We start from the raw sequence: 13400 nt of genomic DNA, 5'->3' as shown, positions 1-13400 counted from the left end.
ACTGAGTCACACCGACACTGGTTCACAACCAGCCGACGCCTCCCGGTGTTCCCGCTCCGGCGCAGATCTTGGACAGTTTCCGTCAGCTCGGAACGGAAACTGTCCAAGATCTGCTGCGCGACATCCCGTTCGGGCGGGCCCAGGCCGAGCCGGGCATTCCGAGCGAGCCGGCGGGTAGACATGCCGATGGCCGGCACCCGGGTTCGGGGTGCCGGCCATCGGTCGGTTCGTGCGGTGGGTCAGCTGTTCCAGTACTGGCCAACCAGGTCGGCGGCCTGCTGCTCCCACTGGGCGTAGGCGTCCGGGTACGCCGAGACCTGCACGGTCTGCGCGGCCTCGGTCAGCGGCATGTCCTGCCACCCGTCAACCTGACGCAGGCCCTTGAGGAACGCGGTCGTGGAGTACTCCGGGTCGGTGATCTGCTCCGGCGTGCCCCAACCACTGGACGGGCGCTGCTGGAACAGACCCAGCGAGTCATGGTCGTTCATGTCGCCGAGGTGGCCCAGGTTCTCCAGCTTCGACTCCTGCAGGCTCGTCGCGATCGAGATGACCGCGGCCCGCTCGGGCAGGCCCGCCTTCTTCGTCGCGGCGATGATCGCCTTGGCGTTGGCGGTCTGCTCGTCGTTCAGGTCGATGTGCGACTGGGCACCCTGGGTGCCGTGCGGGATCAGCTTGCTCGTGTCGGGCTTGTCGGCCTGCACCACGGCCACCGGCCGGGCGTCCGTGCTCGGGGTGGCGACATGGGCGATCGGGCCGGCGAAGACACCACCGGCGAACGCGAGACCAGCAACGGACAGCATGCTCTTACGGAAGATCGTGTTCATGGGGGTAGCTCCTTCGGGGGTAGGAACACCAGCGACACCAACGGGGGTCGGTGACGCGGGTGTGAGCACCTCGTCCGGCGCTGCACTATCAAGGGGGAAGTTGGGGGCGAGCCGGGAAAGGCTCGCGGCGCGGCGACCTGCGAGCGGTGCTCGTGGCGCCGGGACCGTGTGTAACGACCGCCGGTCCGGGGTCATTCCCGGGCCCTCAGCGGGGCCAGGTAGCGGAACCGGGGGCGGGCCCACGGTCGTTCGGGGGTCTGCAACGACCCGGCCGGGCCGGCCATTCCCCAGTCCGGTCGAGCGGGCGGGGGTGGCCGTGGTCCTGCGATCGTCAGGGTGTGTAACGACCCCCGGCCCGCCACGATTCCAGCCCACGGATGCACCCGGTCACACCCCAGCGCGCCCGCAACCGGACATCACGCCCACGACCCACCACCCTTGAGCGCCGGCGCGGGCCGGCGGGTGACGATCCACCCCGAATCCCCGATACCGGAAAACCCGGGCGATCGGGACGTCCGGCCTCTAGGAGGGGGTGCCCAGGTAGTGCAGGACAGCGAGGATGCGGCGGCTGTAGCCGGTCGTGTGGGCGCGTGCCGGGCAGCAGCCGGGCACGGCGACGCCGAGCGGCAGCCGCAGCCGCAGCCGCAGCCGCAGCCGAGCGCACCACGGGCGGGTTCGCCGCTCCCCTGTCACTTGGCGTCCCTTCGTGTCGCGTACCCGTCGCTCCGCTTTGCCGGAGACATCTGCGAGGCGGCGAGCTAACGCTCGTCGGAGGCCCGGGAGCCGCCCCGGTAGAGGGTGCCCCGACCGCCCGGATCCGGCATCCCCGACGGTGGCGCACCATGTCGAGAAGGACCCGAGTCCGACCAGGGGCGGTCGGCCGACTCGGGGTTTCGCGCGGAGCGGCGGGCACGCAGCACCCGGGAGCCGACGAACCAGGCGACGGCCGCGACGCACGCGACGATCACGACGTTCTGGAGTGTGCCGACGTAGCCCTCGACGAGGTGCCAGTTGTCGCCGAGCAGGTATCCGGCGAGCACGAAGGTGGTGTTCCAGATCAGGCTGCCCAACGTCGTGTAGAGCAGGAAGGTCCGCACCGGCATCCGCTCCACCCCGGCCGGGATGGAGATCAGGCTCCGGAAGATCGGGATCATCCGGCCGAAGAACACCGCCTTCACGCCGTGCCGGAGAAACCACGCCTCGGTCCGGTCCACGTCGCTGAGCTTCACCAGCGGCAGTCGGGCGACGATGGCGCGCATCCGCTCCCGGCCCAGGGACGCGCCGATCAGGTAGAGCGCCAGCGCGCCCAGCACCGAGCCCAGCGTGGTCCAGAAGATCGCGCCGACCAGGCTCATCCGCCCCTGCGCGGCCACGAAGCCGGCCAGCGGCAGGATGACCTCGCTGGGGATCGGCGGGAACAGGTTCTCCAGCGCCACCGCCAGACCGGCGCCCGGCCCGCCGAGCCGTTCCACCAGATCGCTGACGTAGCCGACGATTCCGCCCTCGGGCGGTTCGGCCGCGGCGGCGGGGGTTCCGGTGGCGAGCACGGCGTGCGACGTTCGAATCATGTCCCCACGCTACGAACCGATCCTGAGAATCGACCATGAGGCGGACCATCCGACCCCGCGGGTCGCCCCCACCGGCGGGCGTGCGGAAAACCGCACCCCGTTGCGGCTCGCGGTGGCGCAGCCGCCGTGCGTACCCCTGGAGGTCGCACAGAACGCGCGGGCGCACGCCGACGCGGTCCGCGCGGCGCGCGCCCGGGTGGTGGTCTTTCCGGAGCTGTCACTGACGGGGTACGAGTTGCAGGGCCCGGTCGTGTCGGTCGACGACCCCCGGTTGGCGCCGCTGGTCGACGCGTGCGCCGAGGCGGGAACGCTGGCGCTGGCCGGCGCACCGGTGGCCGGTGACCACATCGGGGTGCTGGCGGTGACCGGCGACGGGGTGACCGTGGCGTACCGGAAGATGTGGCTGGGCGGCGTGGAGGCGCAGCGCTTCCGGCCAGGCGACACACCGCGGGTGCTCGATGTGGACGGGTGGCGGATCGGGCTGGCGGTCTGCAAGGACACCGGCGTCGCCGCGCACGCGCAGCGCACGGCCGCGCTCGGCATCGACGTGTACGCGGCGGGGGTGCTGGAGTTGGCGCGCGACGCCGGCGTTCCGGACGAGCGGGCCCAGCGGATCGCCACGACACACCGGGTCTGGGTGGCGGTGGCGAGCTTCGCCGGGTCCACCGGCGGCGGCTACACCGAGGCGGCGGGCCGGTCGGCCATCTGGACGCCGCAGGGTGAGGTGACCGCCCGGGTGGGCACGGCACCGGGCGAGTGGACCGCCACGACCCTCCACTGAGGGCGCCGCCGGCCGGGCCGAGGACCACCGACGAGGGACCGCTTGTCGTACCGCTGCGGCAGGATCGGGGTCATGAGTGCGATCCCCTCTCGGCTGTCGGTGGTCACCCTGGGCGTACGCGACATGGGTCTGCTGCGGTCGTTCTACCGCTCCCTGGGCTGGCCGGAGCTGTCGGCGAGCGACGACGGCTGGTCGGCGTTCCTGCTCGGTGGCGTTCTGCTCGCGCTCTATCCGCTGCCGGATCTGGCCGCCGAGGCGGCACCCGGCATCGCCACTGCGGCCGGCGGCTGGTCCGGCGTGACCCTCGCCTGCAACGTCGATGACCGCGCCGAGGTCGACACGGCCTTCGCGGCGGCCGTCGCGATGGGGGCGACGGTGGTGGCGGAGCCGACCGACCGCCCGTGGGGTGGCCGCTCGGCCTACATCGCCGACCCGGAGGGCAACCGCTGGGAGATCGCCTGGGCGGGCACCGCCGTCTTCGACGAACGCGGTGCCCTCGTCTCCTTCGGCTCATGAGTGCCGAGGTTGCCCACCGGTGACCGCCCTTGAGATGCTTCGGTCCATGACCATTTTCCCGCCGACGTTTGCCGAAGATGTCGTGAATCAGCCGGCCCAGGCACAGGTCGAGGCATTCATCGACGAACACCGCCGAGCGCTCAACGGCGCCCTGGACGGGCTGACCGAGGAGCAGGCGCGTCGCTCTCTGGTGCCGTCGCGGACGACGCTGCTGGGTCTGGTGAAGCACGCGACCTTCGTCGAGAAGGTCTGGTTCGACGAGGCCGTCACGTGCCGGTCGCGCGCCGAGATCGGGATCCCGGCGACGCCGGACGAGTCGTTCATCCTCGATGACGGGGACACGATCGCCACTGTCCAGCAGGCCCACCGCGAGGCGTGCGAGGCGTCGCGCCGCGCGACGGCGTCACTGGGTCTGGACGACCTGCTGCGCGGCAACCGGCGCGGTCCGCTGCCGCTGAACTGGGTGTACCTGCACGTGCTGCGCGAGCTGGCTCAGCACTGCGGGCACGCGGAGATCCTGCGCGAGCAGATCCTCAGCGAGTAAGGCGCCGGCGCGGCGTTACTGGATCACGCTCTGGCCGACCGGGGCGGTGTCACCGAAGCGGCGCAGGGTCCAGCGGGCCGGCGGCCAGCCGCCGGTGTCGTGGTCGGTGACCCACTCGGTGATCGAGGCCGGCGGCACGTCCAGGTCGAACGCCCGGAAGATCGGCTGCGCGGCGAGCGCGTGGAAGGCGCCCTCGACGGTCTCGCTGTGGCCGACCAGGACCACGGTGCCGCCCCGGTGCCGGTGGGCGATCTCCATGATGGCGCGGCTGACGCGCACCACCAGTTCGGCCCAGCTCTCGTTGCCGTCCTCGAACGGCCGGAACACTCCCCCACCGGGCACCGCGTGTTCGGTGCGGAAGCGGGTGACCGGCAGTCCGTCCGCGTACGGCGGGGTGTGCCAGGTGCACAGGCCGCAGTCGGCCAGCGGGCGGACGCCGAACGCCGCGGCGATGGGCTGCGCGGTCTCGACGGCGCGGCGCAGCACGGACGAGTAGACCGCCAGCGGCCCCTCGACGGCGTAGTCGTCGACGAGCCGCTGGGCCAGCCGGTGTGCCTGGTCGTGGCCGAGCGGCGTCAGCCCGCGGCATCCGTGCGGGCCGCCCACGATCCCATCGACCTGGTGGACCGACTCGCCGTGCCGCACGAAGATCAACCGTGTTCGCATCGGCCCATCATGCCAGCGACGTACGCGGATGGATCAGCCGTCCGTACGAGATGACGGCCGTCAGCCGGCGTCCAGCACCTCGCGCAGCCGTGCGGCGAACTCTTCGGGCTTGCCCGGGTAGCCGAACTCGCCTCCGAGGAAGCCGCCGTGGTGACTCGGGAACACCACGGCCTCCTGGCCGAGCAGGGCCGCCGTGCCGAGGGCCGTACGGGCGGTGTACGTGCCCGCCGACTCCTCGCCGACGGCGATCACGATCCGGGTCGAGGACGCCGTGAGCGCGCTCGCGTCGGGTTGGTAGTCGGTGATCGCCCACGAGCTCTTCGAGAGCAGCGGATTGTCGCGGGTGCCGTCGTCGTCGGTCGGCATGCCGATCATCGCGGGGTCGGGCGCGGGCTGGGCGAAGTAGGCGTCGGTGAACTCACCCTGCCACGACGTCATCGCGACGAACGCGGCCATGCCGGCGCCGAATCCCTTCGCCTGGTACGCCTCGTTGAAGGCGGCCCGAGCGCGCTCGGCTGCCGCGACGTCCGGGAGCACCGCGTTGATCGGCGGCTCGTGGGCCACCAGCGTGACGACGTCGCCGGGGTGGGCCGCGACGAGTTCGAGTGCGGTCACGGCACCGCCGCTGCTGGCGAACACGTCCACCGGGCCGGCGTCGAGCGCCTCGATGAGCAGGTGCAGGTCGGCCGCCTGCTGCTGCGGCGTGTGGTCGGACCGGCCGTCGGTGCGGACGCTGCGGCCGAGGCCGCGCGGGTCGTAGGTGACGACGGTGCGGTCGGTGAAGTGCGGGGCGAGCGCGTCGAAGCCCTCCGCTGTCATCGGCTGACCGATCATGAGCAGCGCGGGACGCCCGTCGCCCGGGGGTAGGGGGCCGCGGACGTCGTAGACCAGCTCGACGCCGGGCACGGCGAGGGTATGCGTCTGCTTCGTCGTCATGCCGGTGAGACTACGACAGATGCCCTCAGTCGGCGGTGCGCCCGGCGGGCAACCCGCGGGCCTGATTGAGCAGTTCGTCGAGGTGGTCGCCCGTCTGCCGCGGCAGCCGGCCACGGTCCACCAGCTCGGCGATGGTGTGTCGCAGGTCGGCGATGCGCCGCTCGCGGTCCTTGGACCGTCGGTTCACGTCGGCGAGGTCGTCGCGAAGGTCCTCCGCGGTCTTGCGCTCGACATCTCCGCGGGCCACCGCCGCGGCGAGCACCTGGGTGAACTCGTCGCTGACCTGGCGGAAGCTGACCGGCACCTGCTGGCCGACGGTCGACGGCGCGGCGCTGGCGGTCGGCCGCGACGGAGACGCCGACGGCCTCGGTGCCTGCGTACTGGGCGCGGGTGTCGGGGCGGAGGTCGACGGCGGGGCCGCGACCTGCCCGGACCCGGGTGTATCGGGTGTGCCGACGCCCTGGGTGAGCAGCGCGCCGAGGCCGACCAGCACGGCGAGACCGGCCGTGACGAAAAGGGCCAGGGGTCGGCGCGATCGGCGGCGGGCCGGCACGGCCGCGACCGGCACGGGCCGGGCGGCCGAGCGGTCGATCAGGGTCGGCGGGTGGGCCGCCGAGGCGGGCGCCACGATGCGCAGCAGCTCGGTCGGGGGCTCGACCGGTTGGCCGGCGCCGAACCGGCGGGCCAGCTGCGCGGCGCTCGGCCGGCGGGCCGGGTCGGCGGCGAGGCAGGCGAGGGTCAGCTCGGCGATGTCGGCGGGCAGGCCGTCCACCCGCAGCGGCGGCACCGGCGTGCCCCGCCGGTGCACCTCGAGGGCGTCCTCCCAGCTCTGCACGGGCAGGGGCGCCTGGCCGGTGAGCGTGCGGTAGAGCAGCGCGCCGAGGGCGTACACGTCGCTGGCCGGGTCGGGCGGACCGGCGGCGAGGCGCTCGGGGGCGAAGTACGCGGGGGTGCCCATCAGCGGCTCGCCGGACTGGCTGTCGAGCCCGCCGAGCGCGGCGATGCCGAAGTCGAGGACCTTGGCGCCGGTGTCGGTGAGCATGACGTTGCCCGGCTTGACGTCACGGTGCACCACGCCGATACGGTGCGCGGCGGCCAGCGCGGCGGCGATGTGCCCGGCCACGCGGACCGCCTCCGGCCAGGGCAGGGGGCCGTTGCGCAGCCGGTCGGCCAGGTTGTGGCCCTCGACCAGCTCCATCACCAGGTACGGGACGACGACGCCGCCGGTCAGTGTCGCCTCGGCGTAGTCGTACACCTGGGTGACGTGTGGGTGGGTGAGCCGGGCGGCGGCGCGGGCCTCGCGCTGGATGGTGGCCCGCAGTTGCGGGTCGGTGGCGAACTGCCCGGCGAGCACCTTGATCGCGACCGGCCGGCCGAGCACGTCGTCGTCGGCCCGCCACACCTCGGACATGCCACCGAGCCCGATCCGCTCGTGCAGGACGTAGCGGTCGTGGAGGCGGAGGGTGGGCGTGAAGGGTGACATGGCTTCACCAGTCTGCCTGGCGAGTGCCCGTTCGACCACTCAGCGTGCCCGGCTCGGCACCTTTCGTCCCATGCGTGCCGAAATGGGTCAGGAGCAGCGCGTCACCGTGGGCATCGGCCGGGGCTGGATCCGGTCGGCGAGCCGGCGCAGGGCGACGGCGGTCACCTGTCGGGTCGGGGCGAGCAGCGGCCGGCGGGGCCGGTCGGCCTGGACCGGGGCGTCCGGTCGGGCCGAGTTGACGTGTCGGTTCATCGCGTCGAGAGCGGTGACGTAGCCGGTCGGGAATTCCATGGTCAACTCCTCGGGACAGGTCCGGTGGAGGCCCGGACGACGAGTGCGGTGGGCAGCAGCACCTGACCGGCTGCGGCGTCCGCGGGTGGGTCGAGCAGCAGTTCGGCGGCGATCCGGCCCTTTTCCTCGGCGGGTTGCCGGACGGTGGTGAGGCCTGCCGACGCGGCCTCGGGAATGTCGTCGAAGCCGGTCACCGAGACCGGCGGGTTGGTGCCGCCCGGCTGCTGGGCCAGCGCGTCGAGCACACCGAGGGCGAGGACGTCGGAGCCGGCCAGCACGGCGGTCGGCGGTGCGGGCCCGTCGAACAGGCCGGCGACGGCGGCGGCCGCGGCCTGGCGGCTGTTGCCCCGGGCGTTGACAAGCGTCAGCTCCGCCCAGCCGACGCCGACCTCGGCGAACGCGTCGGCGAAGCCGGCAAGCCGGCCGCGGGTGGTCGGGTGCCTCGCCTCGTGCACCCCGGACAGGGTGACGGGGCCGGCCGGCGCGTCGGGCAGCACGGCGTCGGCGAGCAGGGCCACCCGGCGGTGACCGAGGCCGGCCACGTGCGCGGCGACGCTGCGAGCCGCGGCCCGCTCGTCGATGCCGACGAACCGCTCGTCCGCGCCGGCGTCGTCGTGCGACGCCGTGCTGACGTACGGCAGCCCGCGCGCCCGGATCACGTCCAACGCCCACTCCTCGTCGGCGACGCAGTAGACGCAGAAGCCGTCGACGGCGGCGTTCTCCACCGCCCGGCGGGCGTCGGTCTGCGCCGGTGGGAGCGGCACCAGCAGCATGCTGGTGCCGTGTCGCTCGGCGGCGCCGCTCACCCCGGTGAGGAAGCGGATCGCGAAGGGGTCGGTGAAGGCGTACGACAGCTGCGACGTGAACAGGACCCCGATCGAGCCGACGAAGCCGCGGCGCAGGGAGCGGGCGGTGGGATTGGGCCCCGGGTAGCCGAGTTGGCGCGCGGCGTCGAGGATCCGCTCGCGCAGTGCCGTGGAGAGCTGGTCGGGGCGGCTGTAGGCGTTGGACACGGTGCTGCGGGAGACGCCGACGGCGTCCGCCACGGCTTGCAGTGTTGGCTTCACCCGGCACCTCTCTGTATCGATTCAGACTGGATCGATACAGAGACTAACCCGACGGGTTGGCGACGGTCAATACGAATCTGCGAACGCTCCGGGCCGCCCCGGACGAGCGCTCAGCTCACTGCGGGTAGAGCTCCTCCAGCAGCCGACCGAGGATCTCCGGCGTACGCTCCGGCGGCTCGGCTTCGACGCACAACCGCTCCATGGCCACTGCGTAATTGTCGAGGTCGTCGCGCTTGTCGAGGTAGATGGCGCTGGTGAGCTGTTCGATGTAGACGATGTCGGGCAGCTCCTGGTCGCCGAAGCGCAGGATGGTGAAGGCGCCGCCGGCGGCCGCGTGGCCCCCGGCGGCGAACGGGATGACCTGGAGCCGGATGGTGGGCGACTTGGTCGCCTCGATGAGCGCGACGAGCTGCTCACGCATCACCTCGGCGCCGCCGATCGGACGACGGAGCGCCGCCTCGTCCACGACGGCCCAGAGCTGCGGCGGGTTCTCCCGGCGCAGGAGTTGCTGGCGCTGCATCCGCAACTCCACGCGGCGATCGATCTCGGCGGCGCCGGCCCCGGCGTGCCCGAGCAGCACGACCGCGCGAGCGTACTCCCGGGTCTGCAGCAGGCCGGGGACGAACTGCACCTCGTAGCTGCGGATCAGCGCGGCCGCCGCCTCCAGGCCCAGGTACGACTGGAACCAGCTGGGCAGCACGTCGCCGTAGCGGTGCCACCAGCCGGGGCTGTTGGCGTCCCGGGCGAGCTTCAGCAGCGCCGCGCGCTCGCCCTCGTCGCTGACGCCGTAGAGGGTGAGCAGGTCGGACACGTCGCGCTCCTTGAAGCCGACCCGCCCCAGCTCCATCCGACTGATCTTCGACTCGGAGGAGCGGATCTCCCACCCGGCGCCCTCCCGGGTCACCCCGCTGGACTCCCGCAGGCGGCGCAGTTGGGCGCCGAGCAGCATGCGCAGCACGGTCGGCCCGGTTGTCGGGCCGCCCTCGGCGGGAACCATCGTCACGTGCGGACCTCCGGATACCGACCACGCGGTCGAGCACCCCAGCCCGGCCGACGTGTAAGCATGCCATGGACCGACAGTGAGGTGAACTCCTCCGGACCGGCTATTCAGTCCCGTCCCCGGGACGGCCTTCGACGACCGGTCAGTTGATCAGGTGATCGAAGTCGCCGTCGCGTGCGCCGAGCACGAACGCGGCGATCTCGTCCACTGTGTAGATCAGCGCGGGTCCCTCCGGATGGCGCGAGTTGCGAACGGCGATGCCGGCTCCCCCGGGCAGTTCGGCGAGTTCGACGCAGTTGCCGCTCGGGTTGCTGCGGCGGCTCTTCTGCCAGCTCAGCGGGGGCAACTGAGTAATCGGAACGCCATTGGGTGGCTGTTGCATGAGAGGCGTCTTTCTGCTCACGAGCCCGCCGGTGCCCGTGGGAGGAGCGGTGACGGCGAGGGTGCGGTATCGACAGTGGACGGTTATGCACGTGCATCTGCTATTGCATCTGCACCGGACGGCGAGCATGATAACGCACGTGATCGGTGCTTATCCGTTCACTTTGCGTTACCCCGACTGGGGCAACCACCAGGGAAAACTGCCCGACGCGGCACCGCGCCGCGAGACCGAAGGCTGGAGGCGGTCGCGGCGATGGGAGGTCTCGTGCCGGATCCGATGAGCGTCGCCTCCGGCATCTGTGCGGCGGGAGCGTTGCTCTCCTCCTGGCAAATGCGCCGGCGGGCCCTGCGGGCCGAGGCCGAGATCGGGCACCTCCAGGCCGAGTTGGCCGCCGAACGGCATGCCGCCAGCCACGACCCGCTCACCGGGCTGCCCAACCGACGCGCCTTCTACCGCCTCGCGGCCGCGCTGCTCACCAACGCCGACGGCCAGCCGCTGATCGCCATCGTGCTCGACCTCGACGACTTCAAGCAGATCAACGACCGGTACGGGCACGCCGCCGGCGACCAGGTGCTGATCAGCGTGGCCGAACGGCTGGCCGGCTTCGCCGGGGACAACCTCGTCGCCCGCCTCGGCGGCGACGAGTTCGCGGGCCTGCTCGCCAGCCCGACAGTCGACCGGCGCTGGATCGAGCACGCCACCCGACGCCTCAGCGAGACCGTCGCCGCGCCCATCCGGCTCAGTGGGTGCAGCGTCCGGGTCACCGCCTCGGTCGGGCTTGCCCCGGTGACCGGTCCGACCCAGCTCACCGACGCGCTCAGCCGCGCCGACGCCGCCATGTACCAGGCGAAGAGCCTCGCCGGCCCGCGGTCGCCCCGCCAACTCGTCGACAGCGCCCGCCTCGCAGAGCGGTGACCGGTCAGGTGGCGGGGCCGCCTCAGGTGGCGGGGCTGCCGAACCACCGGGGCAGCTGACCCACCAGGTCGGCCTGATCGTCGCCGGCCCAGGCCACGTGGCCGTCCGGCCTCAACAGCACCGCGGGTACGTCCAGTTCCGCACTGACGTCGACGACGTGGTCGACCCGGTCGGCCCACCCGGCGACCGAGAGCCGGCCGGTCTGATCGAGCAGCAGCCCACGACCGCCGTGCAGCAGGTCGTAGAGCCGTCCCCGCGTCAGCCGCACGTCCCGCAGGTGCCGACCGAGCAGCTCGTGGCCCGCGCCGAAGTCGTAGCGCACCCCCAGGCCGGTGACCTTCTCGATCAGGTACCGGTTGACGTCCTCGAAGTCCAACAGTTCCGACAGCAGGTGGCGCACTGCCTGCGGCCCCGGCTCGGGCGACAGCAGGAACATCTGCGCGCGGGTGTTGACGAGTACGTCGGCTGCCACCGGGTGCCGCTCGGCGTGGTAGCTGTCCAGGAGCCCGTCGGGCGCCCAGCCGTCGACCGCGGCGGCCAGCTTCCAACCGAGGTTGACCGCGTCCTGAATGCCGAGGTTGAGCCCCTGTCCGCCGGTGGGCGGGTGGATGTGCGCCGCGTCTCCGGCCAACAGCACCCGACCGACCCGGTAGCGCTCGGCCAACCGGGTGGCGTCGCCGAAGCGGGAGAGCCAGCGCGGGGAGTGCACGCCGAAGTCGGTGCCCGCGTACGCCCGCAGTTGCTGTTGGAACTCCTCGATGGTCGGCGGGACGGAGCGATCCTCGGTGACCCCCGCGGCGGGCACGAGAACCCGGTACACGCCGTCCCCGAGCGGCCCGAGGCCGAACCGCAGGTGGGTCTTGCGGACCTCGGCCACCACGTCGGCCACCGTCTGCGCCGGTACGCCCACCTCCATCTCGCCGAGCAGCGAATCGACCCGGCTGGGTTCACCGGGAAAGCCGACACCGAGCAGCCGACGGACCGTGCTCCGGCCGCCGTCGCAGCCGACGAGGTAACGCGACCGCAGCGGCGTGCCGTCGGCCAGCTCCACGGTCACCCCGTTGTCGTCCTGGCTCAGCCCGACCAGTTCGCAGCCGCGGCGGACCTCGGCGCCGACCTCGACGGCGTGCTCCGCGAGCAGCCGGTCGGTGGTGGTCTGCGGAATACCGAGGACGTACGCGTGCGCACTGTCGAGACCGCCCGGCGACGGCTTGGGAATCGCGGCGAAGTAGCCACCGAGCGGATGCCGCGTGCCCAGAGCGAGGAAACGCTCCAGCAGACCGCGCTGGTCCATCACCTCGATGCTGCGCGCGTGCAGACCCAGCGAACGGACGTACCGGGTCGGCTCGGCGTCCTTCTCCAACACGACAACGCGCACACCGTGCAGTCGCAACTCGCTGGCCAGCATCAGACCGGTCGGCCCGCCGCCGGCAATGATCACATCGATCACGAGATCCCCCGATTTTCCCAGATTTGGGCTTCGGGTGGAGATTCTGCGGCATCACCCGGGTCTTGCCACAAGACCCCCGGTGCGATATAAGTTGGAGGTGGCAGGGAGCGCGACTTCGCTGCCGTTTTTGTTTCCCTCGCGCGCCCTCCGCGTCAGCGCATTGTGGACAGGTGGCGCTCCAGTGCGGCGTACGACTCGGCTACCCCCTGCGCCATCCCGGACTCGGCCATGCCGTCGCGCTGCTCGGTGGTGTCGAAGCGGGTGGTGCCGGTGAGCACCGTGCGGCCGTCCTGCTCGGTGAAGACCAGCGTCTCCACCGCCACCTGGCCGGGCATGCCCTCGAACTCGAACGTCTGGACGATCCGCTCCGGCGCGACGATCTCCCGGAACTCGCCCCGGAAGGCGTACTCGTTGCCGTCCGGGGCGTGCTCGACGAAGCGGTAGCGACCGCCCTCGCGGAAGTCGATCTCGACGTCCAGCGGGTTGCCCCGGCCGTACCAGTGCCGCAGGTGTTCGGCCTGGGTGTGCGCGGCGAAGACAAGCTCGCGCGGGGCGTCGAACGACCGGGTCGTCGTGATGTCCCGGTCGGAGGACACGTCGATCGTCAGGTCACGGGTTTCGGTCACGGCTGGTCTCCTTCAGGTCGCGTAGGTAGTCGTCCAGGGCGTCGTGGCGCTCGTCCCAGAGCCGGCGGTACTGGTCGACCCACTCGGCGAGGGTGCGCAGCGGCGCCGGGTCGAGCCGGCAGCGCCGCCACTGCGCCTCGCGGGTCCGCACGATCAGCCCGGCACGCTCCAGCACCGTGAGGTGCTTGGAGATCGCCTGGAGGCTGATCGGGAACGGCTCCGCCAGTTCGTTCACCGTCGCCTCGCCGGTTGCCAGTCGGGCCAGGATGGCGCGGCGGGTCGGGTCGGCGAGCGCGGCGAACACGGCACTGACCGGATCTGCTGTCATGTCGCTTTCAACCACCTAGATGA

General features: G+C 72.1%; 17 protein-coding genes. 4 read left to right on the top strand and 13 right to left on the bottom strand.

Annotation, left to right across the window (positions count from 1 at the left end; translation table 11 throughout):
- Window positions 1–239: 239 nt before the first annotated feature.
- The 3 genes from ACGGAQ_RS21925 to ACGGAQ_RS21915 all read right to left on the bottom strand — a co-directional run bounded on the left by ACGGAQ_RS21925 (window position 240) and on the right by ACGGAQ_RS21915 (window position 2392).
- The gene (locus ACGGAQ_RS21925; RefSeq protein ID WP_355136803.1) at window positions 240–824 is read right to left on the bottom strand and encodes a hypothetical protein; all 585 of its coding nucleotides are present in this window, start codon (window positions 822–824) and stop codon (window positions 240–242) included.
- A 522-nt stretch (window positions 825–1346) separates the two neighbouring features.
- Window positions 1347–1517 (bottom strand): hypothetical protein, encoded by a 171-nt coding sequence (locus ACGGAQ_RS21920; protein ID WP_393051981.1) that lies wholly within the window; start codon window positions 1515–1517, stop codon window positions 1347–1349.
- A gap of 65 nt (window positions 1518–1582) precedes the next feature.
- Window positions 1583–2392: a DedA family protein gene (locus ACGGAQ_RS21915; protein WP_393051979.1), complete on the bottom strand. Its 810-nt coding sequence runs from the start codon at window positions 2390–2392 to the stop codon at window positions 1583–1585.
- A gap of 100 nt (window positions 2393–2492) precedes the next feature.
- Here ACGGAQ_RS21915 and ACGGAQ_RS21910 point away from each other — a divergent pair, with 100 nt between their 5' ends.
- The 3 genes from ACGGAQ_RS21910 to ACGGAQ_RS21900 all read left to right on the top strand — a co-directional run bounded on the left by ACGGAQ_RS21910 (window position 2493) and on the right by ACGGAQ_RS21900 (window position 4233).
- Window positions 2493–3173: a carbon-nitrogen hydrolase family protein gene (locus tag ACGGAQ_RS21910; protein WP_393052050.1), complete on the top strand. Its 681-nt coding sequence runs from the start codon at window positions 2493–2495 to the stop codon at window positions 3171–3173.
- A 72-nt stretch (window positions 3174–3245) separates the two neighbouring features.
- Window positions 3246–3689, top strand: a complete 444-nt coding sequence (locus ACGGAQ_RS21905; protein ID WP_393051977.1) for a VOC family protein — start codon at window positions 3246–3248, stop codon at window positions 3687–3689.
- A 46-nt stretch (window positions 3690–3735) separates the two neighbouring features.
- Window positions 3736–4233: a DinB family protein gene (locus ACGGAQ_RS21900; RefSeq protein WP_393051975.1), complete on the top strand. Its 498-nt coding sequence runs from the start codon at window positions 3736–3738 to the stop codon at window positions 4231–4233.
- 15 nt (window positions 4234–4248) lie between these two features.
- Here ACGGAQ_RS21900 and ACGGAQ_RS21895 read toward each other — a convergent pair whose 3' ends face one another.
- The 7 genes from ACGGAQ_RS21895 to ACGGAQ_RS21865 form a co-directional block, all read right to left on the bottom strand.
- Window positions 4249–4899, bottom strand: coding sequence for a histidine phosphatase family protein (locus ACGGAQ_RS21895; protein ID WP_393051973.1), 651 nt, complete (start codon window positions 4897–4899; stop codon window positions 4249–4251).
- Window positions 4900–4959: 60 nt separating this feature from the next.
- Entirely contained in the window at window positions 4960–5835 is an 876-nt protein-coding gene (locus ACGGAQ_RS21890; RefSeq protein WP_393051972.1) for an alpha/beta fold hydrolase, read from the bottom strand.
- 25 nt (window positions 5836–5860) lie between these two features.
- A complete protein-coding gene (locus tag ACGGAQ_RS21885) occupies window positions 5861–7318 on the bottom strand; it encodes a protein kinase (protein WP_393051970.1) in 1458 nt (485 codons plus the stop codon).
- Between the two features lie 87 nt (window positions 7319–7405).
- Entirely contained in the window at window positions 7406–7609 is a 204-nt protein-coding gene (locus ACGGAQ_RS21880; protein ID WP_393051968.1) for a hypothetical protein, read from the bottom strand.
- A gap of 2 nt (window positions 7610–7611) precedes the next feature.
- Window positions 7612–8676: a LacI family DNA-binding transcriptional regulator gene (locus ACGGAQ_RS21875; RefSeq protein WP_393051966.1), complete on the bottom strand. Its 1065-nt coding sequence runs from the start codon at window positions 8674–8676 to the stop codon at window positions 7612–7614.
- 115 nt (window positions 8677–8791) lie between these two features.
- Window positions 8792–9679 carry a helix-turn-helix domain-containing protein gene (locus ACGGAQ_RS21870; RefSeq protein WP_393051964.1) on the bottom strand — a complete coding sequence of 296 codons (888 nt, stop codon included), beginning with the start codon at window positions 9677–9679 and terminating at the stop codon, window positions 8792–8794.
- Window positions 9680–9818: 139 nt separating this feature from the next.
- A complete protein-coding gene (locus ACGGAQ_RS21865) occupies window positions 9819–10058 on the bottom strand; it encodes a DUF397 domain-containing protein (protein ID WP_234588179.1) in 240 nt (79 codons plus the stop codon).
- A gap of 264 nt (window positions 10059–10322) precedes the next feature.
- Between ACGGAQ_RS21865 and ACGGAQ_RS21860 the strand changes: the two genes are divergently transcribed.
- Window positions 10323–10973, top strand: coding sequence for a GGDEF domain-containing protein (locus tag ACGGAQ_RS21860; RefSeq protein WP_393051962.1), 651 nt, complete (start codon window positions 10323–10325; stop codon window positions 10971–10973).
- A gap of 22 nt (window positions 10974–10995) precedes the next feature.
- On the opposite strand, the gene rox is transcribed toward ACGGAQ_RS21860, so the two are convergent.
- The 3 genes from rox to ACGGAQ_RS21845 form a co-directional block, all read right to left on the bottom strand.
- Window positions 10996–12423, bottom strand: a complete 1428-nt coding sequence (rox, locus tag ACGGAQ_RS21855; protein WP_393051960.1) for a rifampin monooxygenase — start codon at window positions 12421–12423, stop codon at window positions 10996–10998.
- Between the two features lie 152 nt (window positions 12424–12575).
- Window positions 12576–13049, bottom strand: a complete 474-nt coding sequence (locus ACGGAQ_RS21850; protein WP_393051958.1) for an SRPBCC family protein — start codon at window positions 13047–13049, stop codon at window positions 12576–12578.
- The gene (locus tag ACGGAQ_RS21845; protein ID WP_355067387.1) at window positions 13033–13377 is read right to left on the bottom strand and encodes a metalloregulator ArsR/SmtB family transcription factor; all 345 of its coding nucleotides are present in this window, start codon (window positions 13375–13377) and stop codon (window positions 13033–13035) included. The genes ACGGAQ_RS21850 and ACGGAQ_RS21845 overlap by 17 nt, the downstream gene beginning before the upstream one ends.
- Between the last annotated feature and the right edge of the window lie 23 nt (window positions 13378–13400).

This window comes from Micromonospora sp. NPDC047557, assembly GCF_043205095.1.
GTDB lineage: Bacteria > Actinomycetota > Actinomycetes > Mycobacteriales > Micromonosporaceae > Micromonospora.
Note: the sequence above shows the minus strand (reverse complement) of the source record. Positions and strands in the feature narration are given on the sequence as shown.

Excerpts from the sequence above, each read along its gene's own strand:
- ACGGAQ_RS21925 (WP_355136803.1), bottom strand. The coding sequence starts at position 824 with ATGAACACGATCTTCCGTAAGAGCATGCTGTCCGTTGCTGGTCTCGCG.
- ACGGAQ_RS21915 (WP_393051979.1), bottom strand. The coding sequence starts at position 2,392 with ATGATTCGAACGTCGCACGCCGTGCTCGCCACCGGAACCCCCGCCGCC.
- ACGGAQ_RS21905 (WP_393051977.1), top strand. The coding sequence starts at position 3,246 with ATGAGTGCGATCCCCTCTCGGCTGTCGGTGGTCACCCTGGGCGTACGC.
- ACGGAQ_RS21900 (WP_393051975.1), top strand. The coding sequence starts at position 3,736 with ATGACCATTTTCCCGCCGACGTTTGCCGAAGATGTCGTGAATCAGCCG.
- ACGGAQ_RS21895 (WP_393051973.1), bottom strand. The coding sequence starts at position 4,899 with ATGCGAACACGGTTGATCTTCGTGCGGCACGGCGAGTCGGTCCACCAG.
- ACGGAQ_RS21890 (WP_393051972.1), bottom strand. The coding sequence starts at position 5,835 with ATGACGACGAAGCAGACGCATACCCTCGCCGTGCCCGGCGTCGAGCTG.
- ACGGAQ_RS21885 (WP_393051970.1), bottom strand. The coding sequence starts at position 7,318 with ATGTCACCCTTCACGCCCACCCTCCGCCTCCACGACCGCTACGTCCTG.
- ACGGAQ_RS21880 (WP_393051968.1), bottom strand. The coding sequence starts at position 7,609 with ATGGAATTCCCGACCGGCTACGTCACCGCTCTCGACGCGATGAACCGA.
- ACGGAQ_RS21865 (WP_234588179.1), bottom strand. The coding sequence starts at position 10,058 with ATGCAACAGCCACCCAATGGCGTTCCGATTACTCAGTTGCCCCCGCTG.
- ACGGAQ_RS21845 (WP_355067387.1), bottom strand. The coding sequence starts at position 13,377 with ATGACAGCAGATCCGGTCAGTGCCGTGTTCGCCGCGCTCGCCGACCCG.